At 30.6% G+C, this 20556-nt stretch carries 13 protein-coding genes; 3 read left to right on the forward strand and 10 right to left on the reverse strand.

What is annotated here, in order from left to right:
• Positions 1-61: 61 nt before the first annotated feature.
• Positions 62-313, forward strand: a complete 252-nt coding sequence (locus HQN62_RS09435) for a helix-turn-helix domain-containing protein (protein WP_173504165.1) — start codon at positions 62-64, stop codon at positions 311-313.
• A 183-nt stretch (positions 314-496) separates the two neighbouring features.
• Here the strand turns inward: HQN62_RS09435 and mcrC are convergent, their stop codons facing one another.
• From mcrC to HQN62_RS09485, 9 genes are all read right to left on the reverse strand, one after another.
• Positions 497-1528, reverse strand: coding sequence for a 5-methylcytosine-specific restriction endonuclease system specificity protein McrC (mcrC, locus tag HQN62_RS09440; protein ID WP_173504166.1), 1032 nt, complete (start codon positions 1526-1528; stop codon positions 497-499).
• Between the two features lie 2 nt (positions 1529-1530).
• On the reverse strand, positions 1531-4164 hold the full coding sequence (locus HQN62_RS18855) for an AAA family ATPase (protein WP_217362479.1): 2634 nt from the start codon (positions 4162-4164) through the stop codon (positions 1531-1533).
• Between the two features lie 51 nt (positions 4165-4215).
• Positions 4216-5589 (reverse strand): restriction endonuclease subunit S, encoded by a 1374-nt coding sequence (locus tag HQN62_RS09455; RefSeq protein WP_173504167.1) that lies wholly within the window; start codon positions 5587-5589, stop codon positions 4216-4218.
• A gap of 6 nt (positions 5590-5595) precedes the next feature.
• Positions 5596-7143 carry a hypothetical protein gene (locus HQN62_RS09460; protein ID WP_173504168.1) on the reverse strand — a complete coding sequence of 516 codons (1548 nt, stop codon included), beginning with the start codon at positions 7141-7143 and terminating at the stop codon, positions 5596-5598.
• On the reverse strand, positions 7140-9317 hold the full coding sequence (locus tag HQN62_RS09465) for a type I restriction-modification system subunit M (RefSeq protein WP_173504169.1): 2178 nt from the start codon (positions 9315-9317) through the stop codon (positions 7140-7142). The genes HQN62_RS09460 and HQN62_RS09465 overlap by 4 nt, the downstream gene beginning before the upstream one ends.
• 556 nt (positions 9318-9873) lie before the next feature.
• Positions 9874-11157, reverse strand: coding sequence for an AAA family ATPase (locus tag HQN62_RS09470; protein WP_173504170.1), 1284 nt, complete (start codon positions 11155-11157; stop codon positions 9874-9876).
• 4 nt (positions 11158-11161) lie between these two features.
• Positions 11162-11449, reverse strand: coding sequence for a helix-turn-helix domain-containing protein (locus HQN62_RS09475; protein WP_173504171.1), 288 nt, complete (start codon positions 11447-11449; stop codon positions 11162-11164).
• Between the two features lie 74 nt (positions 11450-11523).
• Entirely contained in the window at positions 11524-12522 is a 999-nt protein-coding gene (locus HQN62_RS09480; RefSeq protein ID WP_173504172.1) for a hypothetical protein, read from the reverse strand.
• A 16-nt stretch (positions 12523-12538) separates the two neighbouring features.
• Entirely contained in the window at positions 12539-13771 is a 1233-nt protein-coding gene (locus tag HQN62_RS09485; RefSeq protein WP_173504173.1) for a tyrosine-type recombinase/integrase, read from the reverse strand.
• Positions 13772-14245: 474 nt separating this feature from the next.
• Here HQN62_RS09485 and HQN62_RS09490 point away from each other — a divergent pair, with 474 nt between their 5' ends.
• Both HQN62_RS09490 and HQN62_RS09495 read left to right on the forward strand, forming a co-directional pair.
• Positions 14246-14464, forward strand: coding sequence for a helix-turn-helix domain-containing protein (locus HQN62_RS09490; protein ID WP_116795471.1), 219 nt, complete (start codon positions 14246-14248; stop codon positions 14462-14464).
• Between the two features lie 183 nt (positions 14465-14647).
• Positions 14648-19453 carry a RecQ family ATP-dependent DNA helicase gene (locus HQN62_RS09495; RefSeq protein WP_173504174.1) on the forward strand — a complete coding sequence of 1602 codons (4806 nt, stop codon included), beginning with the start codon at positions 14648-14650 and terminating at the stop codon, positions 19451-19453.
• Between the two features lie 659 nt (positions 19454-20112).
• On the opposite strand, the gene HQN62_RS09500 is transcribed toward HQN62_RS09495, so the two are convergent.
• Complete coding sequence (locus HQN62_RS09500) at positions 20113-20277, reverse strand: hypothetical protein (protein ID WP_173504175.1); 165 nt, start codon at positions 20275-20277, stop codon at positions 20113-20115.
• Between the last annotated feature and the right edge of the window lie 279 nt (positions 20278-20556).

The following is a 20556-nucleotide window of genomic DNA, read 5'->3' on the forward strand; positions in this document are numbered from 1 at the left end:
TGTTTCAAATATAGGCAAATATGCTTATTTGCAATATGCTTAATTCCACGAATTTTATTTCGTGGAGAATCATAATAAAAAACTCATCTTAATTGAATTCGGAAATACCTTGCGAGCTATTCGTTTAGCTAAGGGATTTACGCAGGAGAAACTTGCAAATGAATTAGGCGTTGAAATTTCTCAGATAAGCAGAATTGAAAGGGGGATTATTAATACTTCGGTTGTTACAATATATCAATTGGCAAAGATTTTAAATACCAGTGTTTCTGACTTATTTAATTTTGAAGTGAAGAATATCAATAACCTTCCTTAAAAAATATCATATTTTTCTTTATCTCTAGGAAAGAGTAATGAAGTTAGCATTATCTCGTAAGATAAATCTCTTCTTTTTTATTTTCTCTAATAATTTTGTGAAAGTTTTTTTTAGTGCAATCAGAATGTCATTATTTACTAATTTCAGCCAAGGATAACCGATTTTATAAGTAAGACATCAATCTTATATAATCCCTTTCAATCGGTTTGAAATTAATTTCCAATTAGAATTCAAATTTATTGTTCTGATTTCAATTGTGTGGGTTTTGTATTTGTATTGTAAATCAAACTCCTTTTCGATTGTAGGATAGAGAAGGATTCCTTTTGCATTTTCCGTTTTTGGCGTGTTATCTTCTTGATTTAGTAAGTAACTGAATAACTGATATAGATTATTTGATTTGATTTTCTCTTTATCATAGTTGATTATCATTGTTTCTCGATAATACTTAGCATCAATAATGATTTTCTCGGAGTTGTTTTCTAATGTAATATCCGTTTCCATTTTTGGAACAAACTGAAAACTATCTATCTCTTCATATTCAAATTGCCAGTTTATTGTTTCCTTTTTTACAATATTGTATTTACTTTGTTCTATTTTATAAAAGTTTCTAATGAATGCCTCAAAGAGTTGATTCATTTTGCGTTCATCTCTTGTGAAATCAGTAAATTTATAACTTCCTTGTTCTTCTGATGGCAAAGTGTTTTCATAGATTATTTGGCAAACATTAATTAAAAACCCATAAAAACGATTGTTTCTATTTAGTTTAATTTGACTGAAAAGTGAATTATTTATTTGAATTAATTCAATACTTGAAAACATTCTTTGAAGTGTAATCAATTCTTTTTTTAAATCCTTATCAAGTCCTTTAGTTCTTGACAATGAATATATTGTAGATACTAAAATTCGATTGGTTAAAATATTAGAAGAAAAAGTATCAAAGGTGCAAATTGTTCTTTGTTTGAAGAGTAAATTGCTTTTTAAAGTCTGACTGATTTGTACTTTCCCTTTTACTCCCGCAATTTCATCTGTAAAATCTATGTAACTCCTATCGACACCTCTTTTGAGTAGTATTTTAGTTCCGTTAATTAGAATTTTAGCAAACAGGTCTAGTAACTCTGTTTTATCATCAACTGACACGTTTACGCGTTCTTTTTCTTCTAGCTTGTTCCAAGCATAGCATAAAAGATAGTATATGTTTTCAATTGGAATTTTCATTTTTATTTTGAAAGTAATCTTATCATATCTGAAACATTATTCAATTCATCAAACCATATTTCTTCTAATAATGGTTTTAACTCAAAATCAATAATTTCCTGCCACCACATATTTTCATCTTCCCCATTACAAAAATTACAAAAATAACTATGTCCTATTTGAAAACCTTCTCCAAGATTACTATCTGCTTTGATTTTTTCATTTACTTTAAATACTGATGAACTAATGTGTTCTATCATACCGTTTGAAAGCCCGTTTGAAGATAAGAACGTGCGGAAGTTTTCACCATAATCCGGTTGTAAACCAATAAATGCAAATCTTCTTCTTAGAGCATAATCTACTATTGCCAATGAGCGGTCTGCAGTGTTCATTGTTCCGATTATGTATAGATTTTCGGGAACAAAAAAGCGGTCTTCTTCATCTTCAGCATACGTTAGTTTTAAAGCGTATTTTTCAGCTCTTTTATCTGCTTCAATTAGCATCATCAACTCACCAAAAATCTTGCTTAAATTACCTCTGTTTATTTCATCGATAATAAAAAAGAATGGTCTCTCTGGATGTGCTAATGCTCGTTGGCAAAATGTATAAAAAACACCGTCTTTTAAATCAAATCCCCCTTTTTGTGTTGGTCTTAATCCCTGAATAAAGTCTTCATAGCTATAGGATTGATGAAATTGTACCATCTCGATACTTGCATCTTTTATCTCCTGCATAATTTCATACGCCAGTTTTCGAGCAATGAAAGTTTTACCAACACCAGGAGGACCTTGTAGAATTATATTTTTCTTTCTTTTTAATAATGAAACAGACTTTAAAAACTGTTCTTCACTGATAAATGGTTTGTCAGCATCTTCAGAGAATTTGTATTTCTTTATGTTGCTATGTTGAAGTAATTTTTCATTAATAATATTTTTGTTGTCTATTACTTCGCGAATTATGTCATATTCTTCTTCCGTTATTTTGAATAAACTTCCTTGGTTATTTATAAATACTTCACAATTTTGCAGAGCAGGATTATTTTTCAGTTCATTCCAACTTACGGGAATTTCTAATTTTTCTACTAATTCAAATTCTATTTCTTCGCCTTTGTCGGTGTTGTGAATGCCTTTGGTAATTTCGTAAATTGCCTTGATTTGTTTGGTTGGTGTACTTTCGTAACCAATAATTAAATCTCCAGGTTTAGTTTGTTCGAAGTATTTGTATATCCTACGTTTGTTTCCTTTCTCATTGTGGGTTGTGTAGGTTTGTAATTCACCCTCTTTATAATTATTTATGCTCCAAATTTTAGGATTAGCATTGAGCCACCAAAAATTTATTGGTTCCGTAATTTCAATTTCATCCAAATCTTCAACTTCTTCTTCAACGAAATCCGTTTTTACAGTTTGTTCGTTATTGAAAATTAGATTTTGTTTTTGAAAAACAGGTACTAATTCTGGGTACATTCTAGCATACTCTTTTAACAAAAATTCCCAAGGCTTAGTTGGACTGAATGTATCTGGTCTGAAAAGTGTTTTGTAATCTTTATGCGTGTTCGATTTGTATTGATATACTTTATCTGTTATCCAGTTTACTTTTCTTCGGTGATTGTAACCATTTGAATTTTCATCATAATAGTAATCACTTTCTATAATACCAATCCCAAGACAGGTGTTAACCCCTTTGTTGGCAAAAACTACATCTCCTTTATTAGCAGATTTAAAAATCCAGAGATTCCAAGTTTGATTAGATTGACTATCAGAAGGCAAACTTGCTTTTTCGTTTATTTCCTGCAAAGAATTGCAATTTGAAATATCTCCAACTTTCATATTACTGTAATCTACAGCTATAATACCTTCATTATAAAACTCATCCCATTCTGAAGCTTGACTTCCTGGTGCAAACTTGAAATAATTTCTACTTTCTTTATTTAATTTTACAATTTCATTTTTTATTTCTTCAAAAAATCTTACTACATCTAAATAACTAGTAACTTTTTTAAATTGGTCTGGTTTTGCATTTTTTAAAGAGTGGCCAGCGACAATTCCTACTTCTGGGCTACTGCATAAGTTGAGGAAAAATTGATATGCATCTTTATGTGATTTTTTGATCATTGGAAATATAGCAATCCAAGACCTAACATCTCCAAAATTAGAAGGTCCTTGAAAATCAAATTTACTATATGTGTAATCTTTTAATTCTAACTTTTGTAGTAAGTCTTTGCCTATTTGATCTAAATAATTTTGAACGTTTTCTTTTTGTTTTGTCCATTTGTTGTAGAAAAAAGTATGTAAAATAGACCAAGGTTTTTGCCAGTTTGCAAACATATCTCTTTTACCAACTGGATAAGCCAATAATTCATTTCGAAATTCCGGTGTCAAATGATTAAAGTATTCTATATCCTTATTTCTAATTTTATCTTTAATATCATTTACAAAATCAGCATTGATGTATACCTTATTCAAAATTTGTCTTGCGATTTCTGCACGTAATAAATTAACTGGTTGAAATCTATTTTCTGGATTACCATAGTCATTGTAAACTTCAGTAATTACTTCTTCAGGTAAGTTATTTAAAGCCAAATACAAAACTTCTGGATTTTCTGTATATCCATTGTATTGCTTTGCTAAATCGACTACATATTGAAATTGTGTTTCCATATCAATTTTTATTTTTACGTTTTAGAATAAATGTTTTTTTTTCATATTATTTTATCCTAAAATTATCTTTTCTACCTGTTGTTTTGCTTTGTCAAGAATTCCCAGTGCTTCTTTTTGCAATTGTTTAGCCTGATTTCTAATCGACAGAATATAGTTTACAATTTCTGTTTGCTTTTCTAATGGGGGTAATGCTATTGGTAATGATTTATATTCTTCAGAATTAATATTAGGTTGAGCAGAAGGCCTCTGAATAGCTGAAATCCAATATTTATAAAAACTCGAATTAAGATAATAGAATATATAATCTGGGTTTGCCTTTTTTTTGTCAATTATAAATCTAATCATATAGCCAGCAAAAATTGCTTGAAATTTATTTTTTTTATATATAAAACTTTTACCTACTGTAGCTCCAGTCCTTGCAATTAATATATCATCATTATTTAAGATATAAACAGGGTTGATATTATTGGCAGTTTTCCAAGTGTCTTTTTTTAAATTTCCCCAGTCATCGATGTCTGTTATTCTAATATACCTTGTGTCGTTATTCAAATCCCCATCTATAGCTTCTTCATTTGCGCCATATTGAGGAGATTTAATTAAAACGTTCTTGAAATCAATAAAATCAAATTTTGATTCTCTAGAAACTAAATAATTATGTTTAGTAATATAATCTGGATCAAATCGTCCTCCACTGATTTCTTTAAAAGAAGTTCTAAAAATTCTATTAGTTAAACTATTGTCTTTTTCAGGTAATGTTATGCCTAATTCTTTGAGTAAATAAGCATCAATACTTTCGAGAAGTTGTTTGGCTTGGGCTTCTTTTTGTTGTTTTTGTGAGTAGGCAATATTGTATAAATCAACAATTTGTTGCTGTGTTTCGATTGAGATATTTGGAACTGGCAGATTGTTTATATCATCAGTTTGAAGACGTGGTAAAGTATTGCCAGTCATTAAATGTTTGGTTTGATTTACAATTAAATCAGACCTTAAATAAATGGTAAGAAACTCGTTTAGAAAAGTATCACTTTTGAAAATGTGAAATTCTGTTGAACATATTCCATCAAATTCAGCTAAATACACTTTATTCAAATAAGGTCTCAATTTTGGAAACAAGATTTGTCCTTTTTTGAATATTCCCGCACTACTTATTGAGAGTTTGTCTTTGGTTTCAATATATTCTCCTGTATTACTGGTTATATTTTCTAAACCAATATAAATATCACTTTCTGAAACTTGCGTAGTTGTTGTTTTTACATTTTTTACAACATCTTTTAATTTTAAAAGTTGGTTGTTCTTTTTTAGTTTTGCAATTGCTTCTTTCCTTTCAATATGGTATTGATTGGGGTCAATGCGTCCTTCTAATTCAGAACGATTGATTAAGAAAACTTTGCTGGGGTCTATATTATCTGGAAGTTTAAATGTCATTGTATATTAAATATGAACATCAAAATTATCAATTAAAATTGCGGATATATTATTAATCAAAATTGATTTTATAGAAGAATAGTAACTTTCCTTATCATATGGAATCCATTGCATTTTATCCATATCGAATGGAGGTACTGAATCGTCACTTTCAGCCTTAATTAATAGTTTATGTTTACCTGAACCTTCTGCATAAGCAACTTCGAAAAGTACATTTGGATTGCATTCTGTTATATCTGCAACAAATACATCACATTTTTTAATACAATCTAAAAGTCTTTTATCAATTCTTTCACTGGCACCTTTAAATCTCATTATAGGAATTAAATCTAAAACAATATTTGATTTTGCTTTACTTTGTATTTCCGCTAAAGCTTCTTTAAACAGTTTATTATATTCATTTACTTTTTGATGACTCCAATAAGGCATTGCAACAAAAACACTAATGTTTTTCTTTTGATATATTTTGTCAAATATTCGAATGATACTTTCCGATGTAGTTTCTTCTGCCTCAAATAAATGATTATTTATAATCCATTTAGAAAAGAAATTAAACTTTGCTTCTGAAGAAAATGATTTAAAATAAAGAAAAGAAGTAAGTATTTCAATACTTTGGTGATTTTTTAATGACTTATTTTCTTTGTATAGTAAGTTTATTGCCTGTAAGGCATCAAATACTTTACTTATTAGAAGTTCATTGTCAATTTCACTTTCACTTGCTTCTGACACCTTAACATAGTGTTTATATATACTTAGACATAAAGCCCATTTGTTTTTTTCTAAAATTGACTTTATTGAAGAAAAATCTTTAGGAATAATTCTTTTTCCTAACTCTCTTGCTAATGAACCATTATTGTCAAATATTTTATCAATTTCATCATTATTGAAATGTTTTTCACTGCCTAAAATACCTCTTAAATTTTCTTCAGATGTTAATGGTATTGTTTTAGTATTAATGTTATGAAAGTAGACTTGTACGGATTTATTAAAATATTCTGAATCTTCTGTAACGACTTCAACTATGTTTTCATCATAAAACTCTTGACCAAGAATAATACAAAAAGGAATTTTTAGATTACTAATAAATGAAGAATCTGTCGCTTCAGCAGCTGAGAGCCTATGATTACCGTCAATTCTGTGAAAAGGTTCATTATTACTTTCGATTAATTGATTTAAAAACTCATCATCTACTGATAATTCTGCGATTTTAAGATCGAAACTTGAATTAGCTGTTGGTAGTCTAAATTTTATTCCAGCTTTTTTACCTTGAACAGTGAAGTTTTTACCTATCTCTATATATTGAAGAGGTGTTTTATTTAATGCTATGTTATCTGTCTTCAGTAATGTTTTAAATTTATAACTCAAAATTACCTCTGGAAAAAAAAGAAAGCTTTCGGTTTCAAGAAAATTACTTATTGTTGCTTGTTGCTTGTCTAAAATATCTCTTTGGTAAGTGTAATCAGCTTTAGAAATTCTTGCTAATTCTTTTATTGGAGCAAAACCTCTTAAACATAATTGCCCTAATGACCTATCAATAATTCCTTTTAAAATCATAATTTGCTATTTTCAATTTCCATAATAAACTTGGTCAACTCATTTCCAATAAAATCGAGTTCGTTGTTGTTCGTTTTTTTCCCAGTAGCATCATAACCAATATCTTCTGCTATTGCCATAAAAATAGGATAATCAGGTAATTTAGTTTGTTTTGCTTGTTGGTATGCGTCTTGTAATTCTTCTTTGAGTGCATTTACTTTGTCAGAATAAAATGCACTTATTTCTTCTTTCCAAGTTTTGTATTCTTCTGTTTTTTTTTGGTCGGTGTTACTTAATGTCGTATCTAAAAATTTAAACCCATCTAAATCTTTTACTTTTTTAGTTTTCTCTTTTTCCCAAAGCTCTAGTTTTTTATGGTATTCAAATTCTGCCTTCAAATTTATTTGAATTGCTGCTTTGGTGTTTTGTAGTTTTTCTGTTGTTACTTTTGATTGTTTTTTTACAAATAATACAGAGCTTTTTACACCAGCACCAGTTGCTGTAAATGCAGTTTGAGGCATTGAAACTACAGCCACTATTCTAAATTTGTCTTCTAATCCATCACGCACATATTGTAAACTACTGTTGGTTAAAATACCATCAGGAATAACTACCGCTAAATAGCCTCCTTCACGCAAAAAATTATGACATTGTTCTAAAAATAATACTTCGGTACTTTGATTTTCACGAGGTGTAATGGTGTTTTTACTTTTCACATCTAACCAATCACTGTCTTTTTTTCCGAAATCGTAATGTACTAAATAGCTTTTTTCAGTTTTCTTAACTGATGATCCAAATGGTGGATTGGTAATGATAAAATCGAAATGATTGTATTTGAATCCTTTGTTTTGAGTGATTTTTTGAATTTCTTGTTCGTTCAATAATCCGTCGGCAGTAATCACGTTTGTATGACCGTCATCGTGAATAATCATATTCATTTTAGCCGCACGAGATATTTGCTCGTTTATCTCAATACCGTAAAGATTTTTTTCTGCGAAATCGTGCCAAAACTTGTAATGTTTTTGGTTTTGTTTTATATCTTTTTTGTGATTTGGATACAATTCATTAGCCTGTTTACGAACTTTGTTTAAAGCGTATAGCAAGAAACCACCACTACCACAAGAAGTGTCTAAAACCAATGATTCATTTGTAATCGGCAAAACATCGGTTGTAAATTTCACAATTTGTCTTGGCGTGAAATATTGTCCAAAATTACCTCTAAAAAAAGAATCCATAAAAGTTTCAAACGCTCGCCCTTTACTGTCTAAATCAGTTTCTCCAAGATTTATCTCTTGTAAGTACCCGACAACAGTTCTTATTTTATCAGGTGACAAACGAATATTATCTCTGAAAACTTCGGGATCTTTTTTTCTACCTTCCTCGTAGAGCTTTCTAACTCTTTCAGTTAATTCATCATTTTCTTTGTAGCGTCTTTTTGCAGGGTCTTCAATTTCTTCTTTGTCGATTGTAATGATTTGAAAATCGTATGGTTGTCCTGGTTTACGGTCTTTTCTTTCGTCCCAAATTTTACAGAATATCAATTTATCTAATTCGTCAAATGCTTCTGACGGATTGAGTTGTCCACCAGCCCAAAGTGCATCATGCGCTTGTCTAAATCTGCGCGTTAAATCTTCCTCAGAAATTGTGTTTAAATCAAAAAACTTTTGTTTTCCAGTTTCATTTTTAATTGATTCCGGTTCATAAACATATTTATAATTGGCTAATTTTTTTACGCCAAATTGTGGAATATCTGGTTGTGTAACCCTAGAATTTTTCTTTTTATCAACTTCGAAATATTCGTTTTTGAGTTCAGAAGTTACCCAAACATACTTTACATCGTTAGGTAATGCATAGGCGTAACTATATGCCTGTTCTATAGCTTGCTGAAATTCTTGTTCACTAACTTCTTGCTTTTTACATTCTACAAGTATATGTGGCTTATTACATTCATCATCTGCATATACAATCATATCGGCTTCACGTGAATCAGAACCCATTTTAACATGAACAAATTGTTTGATTCTTTTAGGGTCGTAACCGTAATCAATTACTAATTTTAAAAAAGCCTCCGCTTGTACTTTTTCCTCGGGATTAGTAAATATTCTTGGCTTTGGATGATTGCAATAATTGATATGCTTTTCATCATCGCTGATTGAAATATATCCTTTTTTAATTCCTTCTTGTAGTATGCTCATTTTATATTGATATGTTTTTAAACCCCCTTCTTAAGTTATTCTATTTTGTTTTTTACTCTATGTTTGCCACGGTAACTTTTTTCTTTCAATTCTTTCTGTTGCTTCAGTAAAAAGCAAGTTTTTTTTGTGGTAAGTCAGTCCAGTATTCTACTAACAATATTCCATCTTTGTCCGCTTCAAATAGCTCTATTTGTTCTCGTTTGAACAACTTTTTGGAGTTATAAAAGGAATCATATTTTATACTTCTAATTTCATATGAATCTATATTATTATCCCATTTTAGCATATTCCCCAAAAATACTGTTTTAATAGTTATTGACTGCTGTTGATTTTTTTTTTTTACATTTTAAGAGAGATTAAGTGATTTAAAATTTACAATATAGCAGATTTCCAACTTTAATTTTATTAAGCAAAATAGTTCAATATGAAATTTATCTGATAAAATGCTCCGCGATACTAGCGCAACATCATAATCCCATTTATTAATATGGAAGGTATCAAGTATCAACGTATCATTTTGTAGACATTTATGACACCTTGATACTTGATACCTTGACTACAAATCTATAATATCAAAAATTGTAGAATCATTTTCCAAATTTTCAATTGATTCCTCTTCAATTAAATTCTCGTCTTCAATTTCTTCTTCAAAATTTTTATCCTTTATTTTATATCCACCTTCAACTTGCTCTATAATTTCTCTCTTCACTAGATCCAAATGTGCTCTCTTAGCTGTTGCTAAACTTTTGCCTGTAAGAACCATATATTGATCACAAGAATCTGTATAAGACAAAATTTTGTTTCCGAAAATTTGATTAGCCAAGTTTTCAATTTCAATACTTTTAACTTCAATCTTAGTATCATTCATTACGTTTTTCAATCCGACATTCAACATCTCACTTCTGACTTGCTTTCCAGTATTAGTAAATAAAAGTGTCTCTTCAGAAAAAGATAACTCTATCGCATTCTCTCTTAGTTCCTTCGGAGAATTATTTGCTTTTACGACGTTAAAGTATCTTATGTCACCTTCCCCTTCTTTAATTATTATAGCCAATCTTACCTTTTGAACTAATCCAGAACCTCCTTGTATTTGTTCTTGTCCTGGTGCTTGCTTATAACTAGCTTTGTTTACATGATGCACAAAAAGAATCAAACAATTATGTTTTTTAGCTATTTTATCAAATGCTTTAACGGTATTCCTCATTGCCATGTTATTATTGCTGTCTGACCCTTTAAATATGTCTCCAAAACTATCAACAACGACTAAATCAGCAGGGGACAAACTTAACTCATCATTTATTTTTAATAAAATTTCATCTTGATCCATTGCATCTGCAAGTATGAACCTAAGTTTATCAGTAGGTTTCTCATTTAATCCCTCTATTTGCTTTTCAACTGAAGAGGATATAGATTCTTTGTCGTCTTCGGTTGATACATAAATAGCCCTTTTATGAACTGAGTTAATTTCATAATTTAAAAAACTTTTGCTATCTAAAGCTATTTCAAGACTGAGTTGCCTTGCTAATTGACTTTTTCCAATTCCTGGTTTACCTGCTATTACAGCTGTTCCGCATCTAGGAAATATAGGAGCTACTAAATATTCAAATTTTGAAGCTCCTTCATCCAGTAATTCAATAAGAGTATATACTACTTTTTCTTTGTCTACTTCAAGCTTATTATTATCTTGAATTACGTCTTCATTTGTTTCCCTTACAAACAGCTTATTTTCTTCTGTCGGGTTCTCTTGCATTGTTGCATCGATACATTTGTTTACATCAATATTTTGGGTATCTTTACCTTGTATTTTTCCAGAATCAAGGTTATGTGAATTCGTTTCCATAACCTTATTTTTTTAATAAGGTTAGGCATTCTAGCAACTCACTACGTTTATAGTAACGTCGAGAACCTATACCATGGGCTTTAACTTTTCCGCTATTAGTCCATGCCCATAATGTACTGCTATCAATTTTAAAAAACTGACAAGTTTCTTCTCTTGTAAGGAGTTCTTCGGAATTTTCTTTTTTACGAAACTCTTCATTGAATTGTTGAATTCCTTCTTTAACTGATTTATCAATAAGTTGTGCTAACTTTTCAATTGATAAATTTTCGACTAAGATTGCATTGTTTTGCATAGCTTATATGTTTTATATTTATAAGCCAAATTTCTACGCGAAGTCGTGTTATGGATTGAATGCTATCGTGTTTTTTATGACACGGTATTATTCGAGTTTATACATAATTTATAGGTTCTCTCTTTAGCAGATTTATATCCTATAAGATTAAGTGTTTTTACTCTATCAATGTTAATATCAAACTTTAAAAGAAAAAAAACGAATTGAGTTTGTTGATAATCATCATATATTAAATTATCTTCTTTCATTCTATGAAAAACAAAACTATAATTAGCAAGATTCTCATCAGTATTACCAAATTCATCCAATGATTTTTTAAAAACCGCAAAGGCTTTATCTGTTGTAAAAATTCTTGGGTAAAGATTTATAGATATAGTAGATTTCAAATTAACATCGATTAGATCATTATTTTGTATACTATTGCTATAATCTATCATTAATTCATTCTTTCTTATTTTATTTAAAAACTCCTCAAAATAGATTTTGAATTTAGTATGTTTCTGAACAGCTATTAGTTCATTTAAATTGTCTAAGAAATCGCCTTTAAATCTAATCTGATCTTCTTTGTCGTCCAATTGACAAAGTAGATAATTGTATAATTTTTCTTTAGCGTCAATTGCTTTTTGAACATCTAGATAATGTTCCTCTTCAAAACATATGATCTTAAAAAAAGAAAAAAATTTGCTTCTGTCATAAAAAACAGAAGCAAAATGGTTTTTATAAAATGACTCCATTTCAAAAAGCTCTTCCCCATTTAGCTCTAAAATTTTATAATAAGCATATATTTTTTTCTTTAAAAGATTAGATATATTAGGTAAAGTTGTGTAAGGAATAACAGGAGTTATATCTGGTGATATTTTTGACGGTTCTAACTGGATCTCTTCAGTTATTTCATATTTCTCTAAGAAAGCACGAAAAATTATTAATTCATCTTTTACAAAATCAAACTCGTTTTTGTCTTTATTAATGCTCAAGTAACTCAATTTAAATTCCTCGTAAACACTCACAACATTTGACAAATCATAATTAATTTTGTCGACTCTCAATAAAATATCTGTTCCAATCTTTACCATAAAAAATAATTAAAATTTAAAAATAATTCGCCAATTCCATTGCTATATCCTTATTACTTTTTCCGATATAAGTCAAAAACATAGCTTCAGTTGTATGTCCTGTCATATACATTAAAAATGAAGTTGGAACAGTTCCATAATTATTGGAAGCAAAAGATCTTCTACCAATATGCGAAGATACTAATTCCCACTTTTGATATTCTTTCTCCACCTTTATTTTTATTTCGTGGTCAAATTTAGTACCTATTATCAACTCATTTATTTTTGCAATTTCACAGACTTTTTTAATGTGTATATTATACTTTTGATCGGAAATCTTTTTGGGGAAATTACCATCATATTTCTTCATTATTTCTATGACTTTAGGACTTAATGGTATTGTCATTAGTTTATCTGTTTTCATTTGAGTAAACTCAATTAATGGCGTTAATACTCCTTGTTTATTTTTTTCATATCTAATCATTGATTTATCAAAGCGCAAAAAATCAGAAACTCTTTGCCCACAATAACAGCTTATTAACAACCAATCACGAGCATTTTCTATACCTTCAGACAAATCCTTTATCGGAATATTTACTATTTTTGAGATTTCTTCTTCAGTAAGGTAGATATTATCTACCTTATGGTATTTTGCTTTTATATTATCGAGTTGATAATTAGTTTCAACTCCATTAGACTTAGCGTGTCTACAAAATGTTTTTATAAAACGAATATTCCTTGCTATAGTATTAGGAGCATATTTTTTACTCAAACAGTACTTTTCAAAGTCCATTTTGAATTTGACATCAATATCTCGGATATGTAGAACTGTCTTAGTATATTCTTGGTAGCGCATTAATAAATGTTTAATTCCATTACATTTAGTTATTGTACTAGCTTTTACATCTTGTTTTCTAAAAGCAATAAATATATCAATATAATCAATCAGTTTATTTGAATAGATTTCGGCTTCCTTTGGTGGATTTATATAGTCATTAATCCATTGATTGTCAATAATCTTAACACCTTTACTGTTATTATATTCTTTTAGTAATCCATTTTTCAAATCTTTTAAGTCAGTATCTAAGTTTGCAAAATCAATATCTTTTCTAACTTTTTTTATTGGTCTTTGCTCTGATTGATCCCAATTTAAAGGATCAATATGATAATTAGTTTTTGCCTTTAGATCTATATTTCTGCCGTCTCGTAAACGGATGTAGATAACTGCAGGACTTTTTGTACTTTGAACTATAAGGTTAATTGAAGCCATATTTCTTAAATTTAATTTTTTTTTGTTTTTCTATTTGACAAAGCTAAATTGGCAGTCGTGTTTTTTAGCCCACGGTTAGCCCACATATATAAAATGTATTCCAATTTCATCCAATCCAATCAAAATGAATAGGACAAAAAAATCCAGCTATACACTGGATTCATTAGTATTTATACGATTATATAAGAGTTTTTTTGATTCAGAGTTTTGGATTAATTGAATCCCTCTTTCTCCGCCAGTATTTAAACCCTCAACAAAGGTTGAGGGTTTTTTGTTTTTATGCCTAATTAACATGCGATATTAAGGATTAGGGGTTAATCATGAATCAGTTTTTGATTATATTTGGTGATAGATGTCAAATTAAACATTAATGGATTTTTAGAGTTTACACAAAATAAAGTCCAGTCTTCTTTTTTATATTCAAAAGAATATAATTGAGTGGTTTTTATTACTTTTATATGCAAATACATATAGATGAATACAATAGCAGATTTTGTAAAGAAGAGACGAAAACAAGCAGGGCTTACGCAAGAAGAATTTGCCATGAAAGCTGGTGTAGCATTGACCGTTGTCCGAAAGATTGAACAAGGTAAGGACAATTTAAGTTTATCTGGAGTAAATCAGGTACTGAAAATGTTTGGGCACGTTTTAGGTCCCGTAAATGAGAGAGAATTATTTAAAAATGAGGAGTAAGGAGTTTGAACATTGCTGTCAAATAAATAGTGTTTTTTTTTCATAAATTTACGCAATATCAAAAGGTTACCGATTAACTTTACAGTATACCAATTTAGCTTACGGTGAGGGTTAAGAGTAAAATCTTAATTTTAACTTAGAAACGAGAGAAAAAAATGTAATCCAGTTTTTAAAACAAAAGCAGTGAATTCTATCGCATTCGTTGATACCGAGATTGATCCTAAGAGCCAAAGGATTCTTGACATAGGGAGCGTCAAAAGCGATGGTAATTCATTTCATTCCAATTCCATTGCTGACTTTATAACCTTTCTCAGTGGAGCACAGTTTATATGTGGGCACAACATAATAAATCACGATTTACATTATATTTACAATGCGATCACAGATGCTAAAGTTGATTCTGCAAACATAATTGATACTTTATTACTGTCTCCTCTGTTGTTCCCGACAAAGCCTTATCATGCTTTAGTAAAAGACGATAAGTTACAAACAGAAGACACTAACAACCCACTTAATGACTCTATAAAAGCTAAAGATCTTTTTTTTGATGAAGTTTCAGCTTTTAATCGAAGTGACGAAAAACTTAAGCAGATTTTTTATCTATTGTTAAATGAAAAAATAGAGTTCCACTCCTTTTTTCGCTTCATTGGATACAAAAGCAGTAATACAGAAACAGAAAAACTAATTCATGAAAATTTTGATTCTGTTATTTGCAAGCATGCAGACTTATCAAAAATAATTTCAGACCATCCAATTGAATTAGCTTACTGTTTATCACTGATTAATTGCAACAATCGATACTCAATTACACCTCCTTGGGTTTTAAAAAACTATCCTAAAGTTGAGCGAATAATGTTTCTTCTTAGAAGCAATCCCTGCCTGACTGGTTGCGAGTACTGCAATCAGGCTTTGGACATCCACAAGGGACTGAAAAATTATTTTGGATTTGATGCTTACAGAACTTATTCAGGGGAACCTCTCCAGGAGAACGCAGTTCAGGCCGCAGTTGACAACAAATCATTATTAGCCGTATTTCCGACAGGTGGAGGAAAGTCAATTACTTTTCAAGTTCCTGCTTTGATGGCAGGTGAAAACATAAAAGGCTTAACAGTTGTGATTTCACCATTGCAATCGCTTATGAAAGACCAAGTGGATAATCTTGAAAGGATTGGAATTACAGATGCAGTTACCATAAACGGTTTGCTTGACCCGATTGAAAGAGCGAAATCTATTGAGAGAATTCAAAACGGCAAAGCATCCATACTCTATATCTCTCCTGAATCACTTCGTTCAAAGACAACTGAAAGATTGCTCTTAGGCAGAAAAATTGTCCGCTTTGTAATTGATGAGGCTCACTGCTTTTCTTCATGGGGACAAGATTTCAGAGTCGATTATTTATACATTGGTGATTTCATTAAATCGCTACAGGAAAGCAAAAATCTTGAAGAACAAATTCCTGTTTCTTGTTTTACTGCTACAGCAAAGCAAAAAGTCATTGAAGACATTTGTGAATACTTCAAAGAAAAATTGGGAATCAAATTTGAAATATTTCCTTCCAAAGCGTCAAGGACAAATCTGCAATATAGGGTTTTTGAAAAAAGAGATGATGAAGAAAAATACAACACCGTTCGCGATTTAATAGAGGAGAAAGATTGTCCGACTATAATTTATGTTTCAAGAACCAAACGGGCAAGAGACCTTACAACAAGATTAAATGAAGACGGATTTAATGCAAGAGCATTTTACGGTAAAATGGAAAGTCAGGAGAAAACAGAAAACCAAAATGCTTTCATTACTGGTGAAGTTCAAATTATGGTGGCTACTTCAGCTTTTGGGATGGGCGTTGACAAGAAAGATGTAGGCATGGTAATTCATTTTGAAATTTCCGATTCACTTGAAAACTATGTTCAGGAGGCAGGAAGGGCAGGCCGAGATGAAAATATAACTGCTGATTGTTATGTTTTATTTAATGAGGAAGATCTGGGTAAACATTTCATACTGCTGAACCAAACCAAACTAAATTTACATGAGATAAAACAAATTTGGAATGCCATAAAGTTCATTACCAAATTTAAGTCAAGTGTTCAAAAATCTGCTTTGGAAATCGCAAGAGTAGCTGGTTGGGATGACAATCTGAGTGAAATTGAAACGAGAGTTACAACAGCAATTGCAGCATTGGAGGAAGCTGGCTATGTGAAACGAAAACAAAACATGCCAAAAGTGTTTGCAAATAGTATTTTACCAAAAACAGCGCAAGAAGCGATTGATAAAATTATGCATTCGCAAAAATTTACTGAGGACCAAAAAATAACTGCAACTAGGATTATTAAAAGCTTATTTTCAAGCAAAAGTAGAAAGCAAACAAAATCTGATGAGGCAGAATCAAGAGTTGATTATATCTCTGATACTTTAGGTCTTGACATTAAAAATGTAATTTCCATTGTTAATTTGTTAAGAGATGAAAAGATATTAGGTGACACAAAGGATTTAACCGCATTCATAAAAAAAGGAGAAAACAAAAATCGTTCTCTTTCAGTTACCCAAAGCTATGGACTAATAGAAAATTTCCTTTGTCCACTTTTCGAAGAACAGCAAAAATCATTTCACATTAAAGAACTTAACGAGCAAATCGAAGAAAGTGGCTGCAAAGATGTTTCTCCAAACAAGATAAAAACCGTAATCAACTTTTGGGCAATAAAGAATTGGATCAAACGACATAATCAGGATTACTCAAAAAATCATATTATAGCGATTAGCTGTCAACCCAAAGAAGAATTAAAAGAGAGATTAGAAAAGCGACACATTTTAGCCGAGTTTATTGTTGGTTATTTATATGATAAAAGCAATTCCATAATTGGAAAAGAGGAAACCAGGAGAGAAGAAGTTTTGGTTGAATTTTCAGTTCTTGAATTACAAGAAGCATTTGGAAATCAGGTTCAGATGTTTGAAGTGAAAGCATCAATTGAAGATATTGAAGATACTTTGTTTTATCTGTCACGTATTGAAGCAATAAAAATTGAAGGTGGATTTCTTGTAGTTTACAATAAACTCACTATTTACAGGCTTGAACAGAACAACAGAGTTCAATACAAGGAACAGGATTACCAGAAACTAAGCCAATATTATGACCACAAAGTTCAGCAAATTCACATTGTAGGTGAATATGCTAAGAAAATGGTTGACGACTACTCTGGTGCTTTAAAATTTGTTGATGATTATTTCCAGTTAAATTTTCCCTCATTTATAAACAAATATTTCAAAGGCAGCAGAGAGCTTGAAATAAAAAGAAATATAACCCCAAAAAAATACAAACAGCTTTTTGACTCTTTGTCTGATGTTCAGCGAAGAATTATAGACGACAAAGATTCAAGATATATAGTTGTTGCTGCAGGACCAGGAAGTGGTAAGACAAGAGTTTTAGTTCACAAGTTAGCTTCATTGCTTTTGATGGAAGATGTTAAGCATGAGCAGTTACTTATGGTAACTTTTTCAAGAGCAGCAGCAACCGAATTTAAAAAGCGTTTGATTGAATTAATTGGAAATGCCGCTCACTTCATTGACATAAAAACATTTCACTCTTATTGTTTTGACTTGTTGGGAAAAGTAGGAACAATTGACAGAGCAGGTGCGATTATCAAAAATACTGTTGAGAAAATAAAAACCAACGAAGTTGAAACCAGTAGAATAACAAAAACTGTTTTGGTAATTGACGAAGCACAGGACATGGACGAGGAAGAATTTGAATTGATAAAAGTGCTGATGGACAAGAACGAGGAAATGAGAATAATTGCAGTTGGGGATGATGACCAAAATATTTATGAATGGCGGGGAGCAGATTCAAAATATTTATCAAGTTTTATTACAGAAAAGCAGGCAACAAAATACGAACTCATAACGAATTATAGGAGCAAAAGCAATTTAGTCTCATTTACTAATCAATTTTTAAAGACTATTGATAAGCGCCTTAAAGAAATTCCGATTGCCGCTAGTCAGCCTGGCAACGGAAAAATTAGAATAATTCATTATAATAACGGAAATCTTATCACTCCGTTAATTAACGATATACTTTCAACTGGACTTTCAGGAACAACTTGCATCCTGACTCACAAAAACGAAGAAGCATCACTGGTTGCAGGACTTCTGACAAAAAACGGACACCAGGCAAAGTTAATTCAAAGCAACGATAGTTTTAGCTTGTATAATCTTGAAGAGGTTCGTTTCTTTTTGAATGAGCTGAAATTAAACGATGGTATTTTTATTATCAGTGATGATGTCTGGGTAAACGCAAAAAGAAAATTGATTGACAGATACAAGTTAAGTTCAAAGTTTGAAATCTGCAATAACCTTATCAAAGATTTTGAAGGGACTAACACAAAAAGGAAATACAAATCTGACTTTGAAATTTTCATCAGAGAATCAAAGCTGGAAGATTTCATAAGCACAAATGGTGAAACAATTTTTGTTTCAACGATTCATAAAGCAAAAGGTAAAGAGTTCGACAATGTGTTTTTGCTTCTTGATAACTTTGATGCAAGGGAAGATAAAATGAAGAGACAAGTCTATGTTGCCATGACAAGAGCAAAACAAAATTTGACTGTTCATTTGAACGGGAATTATCTTGACCAAATAAAAACTGAAGAATTAGAGAAAATTGAAAACAACGAAACATTTCAAAAACCAAGCGAATTGGTAATGCACCTTTCACATAAGGATTTGAATTTAGGATACTTTGAGTATGTTCAGAAGCGATTAAACACATTGACAAGCGGAGATTCAATTATTATTTCTGATGAAGGCTGCAAAAATGATATAGGGGAATTGATTTTAAAGTATTCCAAAAGATTTCTTGAAACAATATCAGAGAAGAAGAAAAGCGGTTATGAATTGAAAGAAGCCAAAGTGAATTTCATTGTTCATTGGACAGATGAAGACAAAAAGATTGAAGTAAAGATTGTTCTACCTGAATTACATTTTGAAAAAAATCAATAATTACCGATTAACTTTATAGTATACTAAAGCCTAATCAGAGCTATAGATAGTGTATGAAAACAACGTCCAAGAGATTATATCCATCCTGAAATAATGATACACAAAAACCATTGTTATGGAAGAGAACATAAATTGTGTGAAACGGATCCAAAAAGCTATTTGATGGTTACTGGGGTTGCAAATGTCGTGGTGTTGGATTTCAGAATTGTATAGTGGTTGGAAGGGAGATTGTAGAAGGCGGAAGGCAGGTTGCAGATTGGAGAAGCAAGAGGAAAGAAGGGCGAGGAAAGAAGGGCGAGGAAAGAAGGGAGAGGAAAGAAGGGAGAGGAAAGAAGGGAGAGGAAGGCAGATTGCAGGTTGGAGAAGAAAGATGAAAGATGAAAGAACAAAGAAATGTTTTTTATTTTGAATTGCTTTGCCTATTCGCTATCACTCGGGTTTGAATGAAGGGTTACGTAAATATTATAGGAATTATGAAGAAGGTAATACTGTCTTTGTAATGCAAATATTGAATCTTTAGGGTAATCTATTTATGAGAATCGCGTTGCAAACGCTTTATTCAGTTCATATAAGTAAGTAGGCACTCGTTACAAACGAGCACCAGAGGGGGTAGTAGGTCTTTGTAAACTTCTTTCAGGACGAGACATTCATTTGTAATATTATAAGTCCTTCTCATCGTTTAACTCTTCTTCATTGGGTTTTTTAAAGTAGTTTAATTCATTTTCAACTTCTTTTTCATCTTTGTTATTTTGCTTTATTAATACAACAATTAATATTATAGCACCAATAAAGACGATCGATAATATATACCAATTGATTTCCATTAGATTTGTATATTACAATTTGCAATCTGATATTTACATAATCAGAATATGATGTATTACCCTATATGGTCATTACATTTTAATAATAAAATTCGATTAGCATTCGCTTTAAATTCATCGATGTCATAATGCTCTTTATTAGGATTGTGGTTTGGGCAGTTTATCTGACTTAAGCAGTTTCTTTTCATTCTGGAATAGTATAGTTTCTTTTTAAATCATAAAAATTTATATCTTTTAAAGTTAAACATAAATAATCAATATTTGAAATATACTTCATTA

The sequence above is a fragment of the Flavobacterium sp. M31R6 genome, from assembly GCF_013284035.1.
Lineage (GTDB): Bacteria > Bacteroidota > Bacteroidia > Flavobacteriales > Flavobacteriaceae > Flavobacterium.

Bases quoted from the DNA above. Each gene is read 5' to 3' on its own strand.
- mcrC (WP_173504166.1), bottom strand. From the start codon at position 1,528: ATGAAAATTCCAATTGAAAACATATACTATCTTTTATGCTATGCTTGG.
- HQN62_RS09460 (WP_173504168.1), bottom strand. From the start codon at position 7,143: ATGATTTTAAAAGGAATTATTGATAGGTCATTAGGGCAATTATGTTTA.
- HQN62_RS09465 (WP_173504169.1), bottom strand. From the start codon at position 9,317: ATGAGCATACTACAAGAAGGAATTAAAAAAGGATATATTTCAATCAGC.
- HQN62_RS09500 (WP_173504175.1), bottom strand. From the start codon at position 20,277: ATGGAAATCAATTGGTATATATTATCGATCGTCTTTATTGGTGCTATA.
- HQN62_RS18855 (WP_217362479.1), bottom strand. From the start codon at position 4,164: ATGGAAACACAATTTCAATATGTAGTCGATTTAGCAAAGCAATACAAT.
- HQN62_RS09455 (WP_173504167.1), bottom strand. From the start codon at position 5,589: ATGACATTTAAACTTCCAGATAATATAGACCCCAGCAAAGTTTTCTTA.
- HQN62_RS09475 (WP_173504171.1), bottom strand. From the start codon at position 11,449: ATGCAAAACAATGCAATCTTAGTCGAAAATTTATCAATTGAAAAGTTA.
- HQN62_RS09485 (WP_173504173.1), bottom strand. From the start codon at position 13,771: ATGGCTTCAATTAACCTTATAGTTCAAAGTACAAAAAGTCCTGCAGTT.
- HQN62_RS09470 (WP_173504170.1), bottom strand. From the start codon at position 11,157: ATGGAAACGAATTCACATAACCTTGATTCTGGAAAAATACAAGGTAAA.
- HQN62_RS09490 (WP_116795471.1), top strand. From the start codon at position 14,246: ATGAATACAATAGCAGATTTTGTAAAGAAGAGACGAAAACAAGCAGGG.
- HQN62_RS09480 (WP_173504172.1), bottom strand. From the start codon at position 12,522: ATGGTAAAGATTGGAACAGATATTTTATTGAGAGTCGACAAAATTAAT.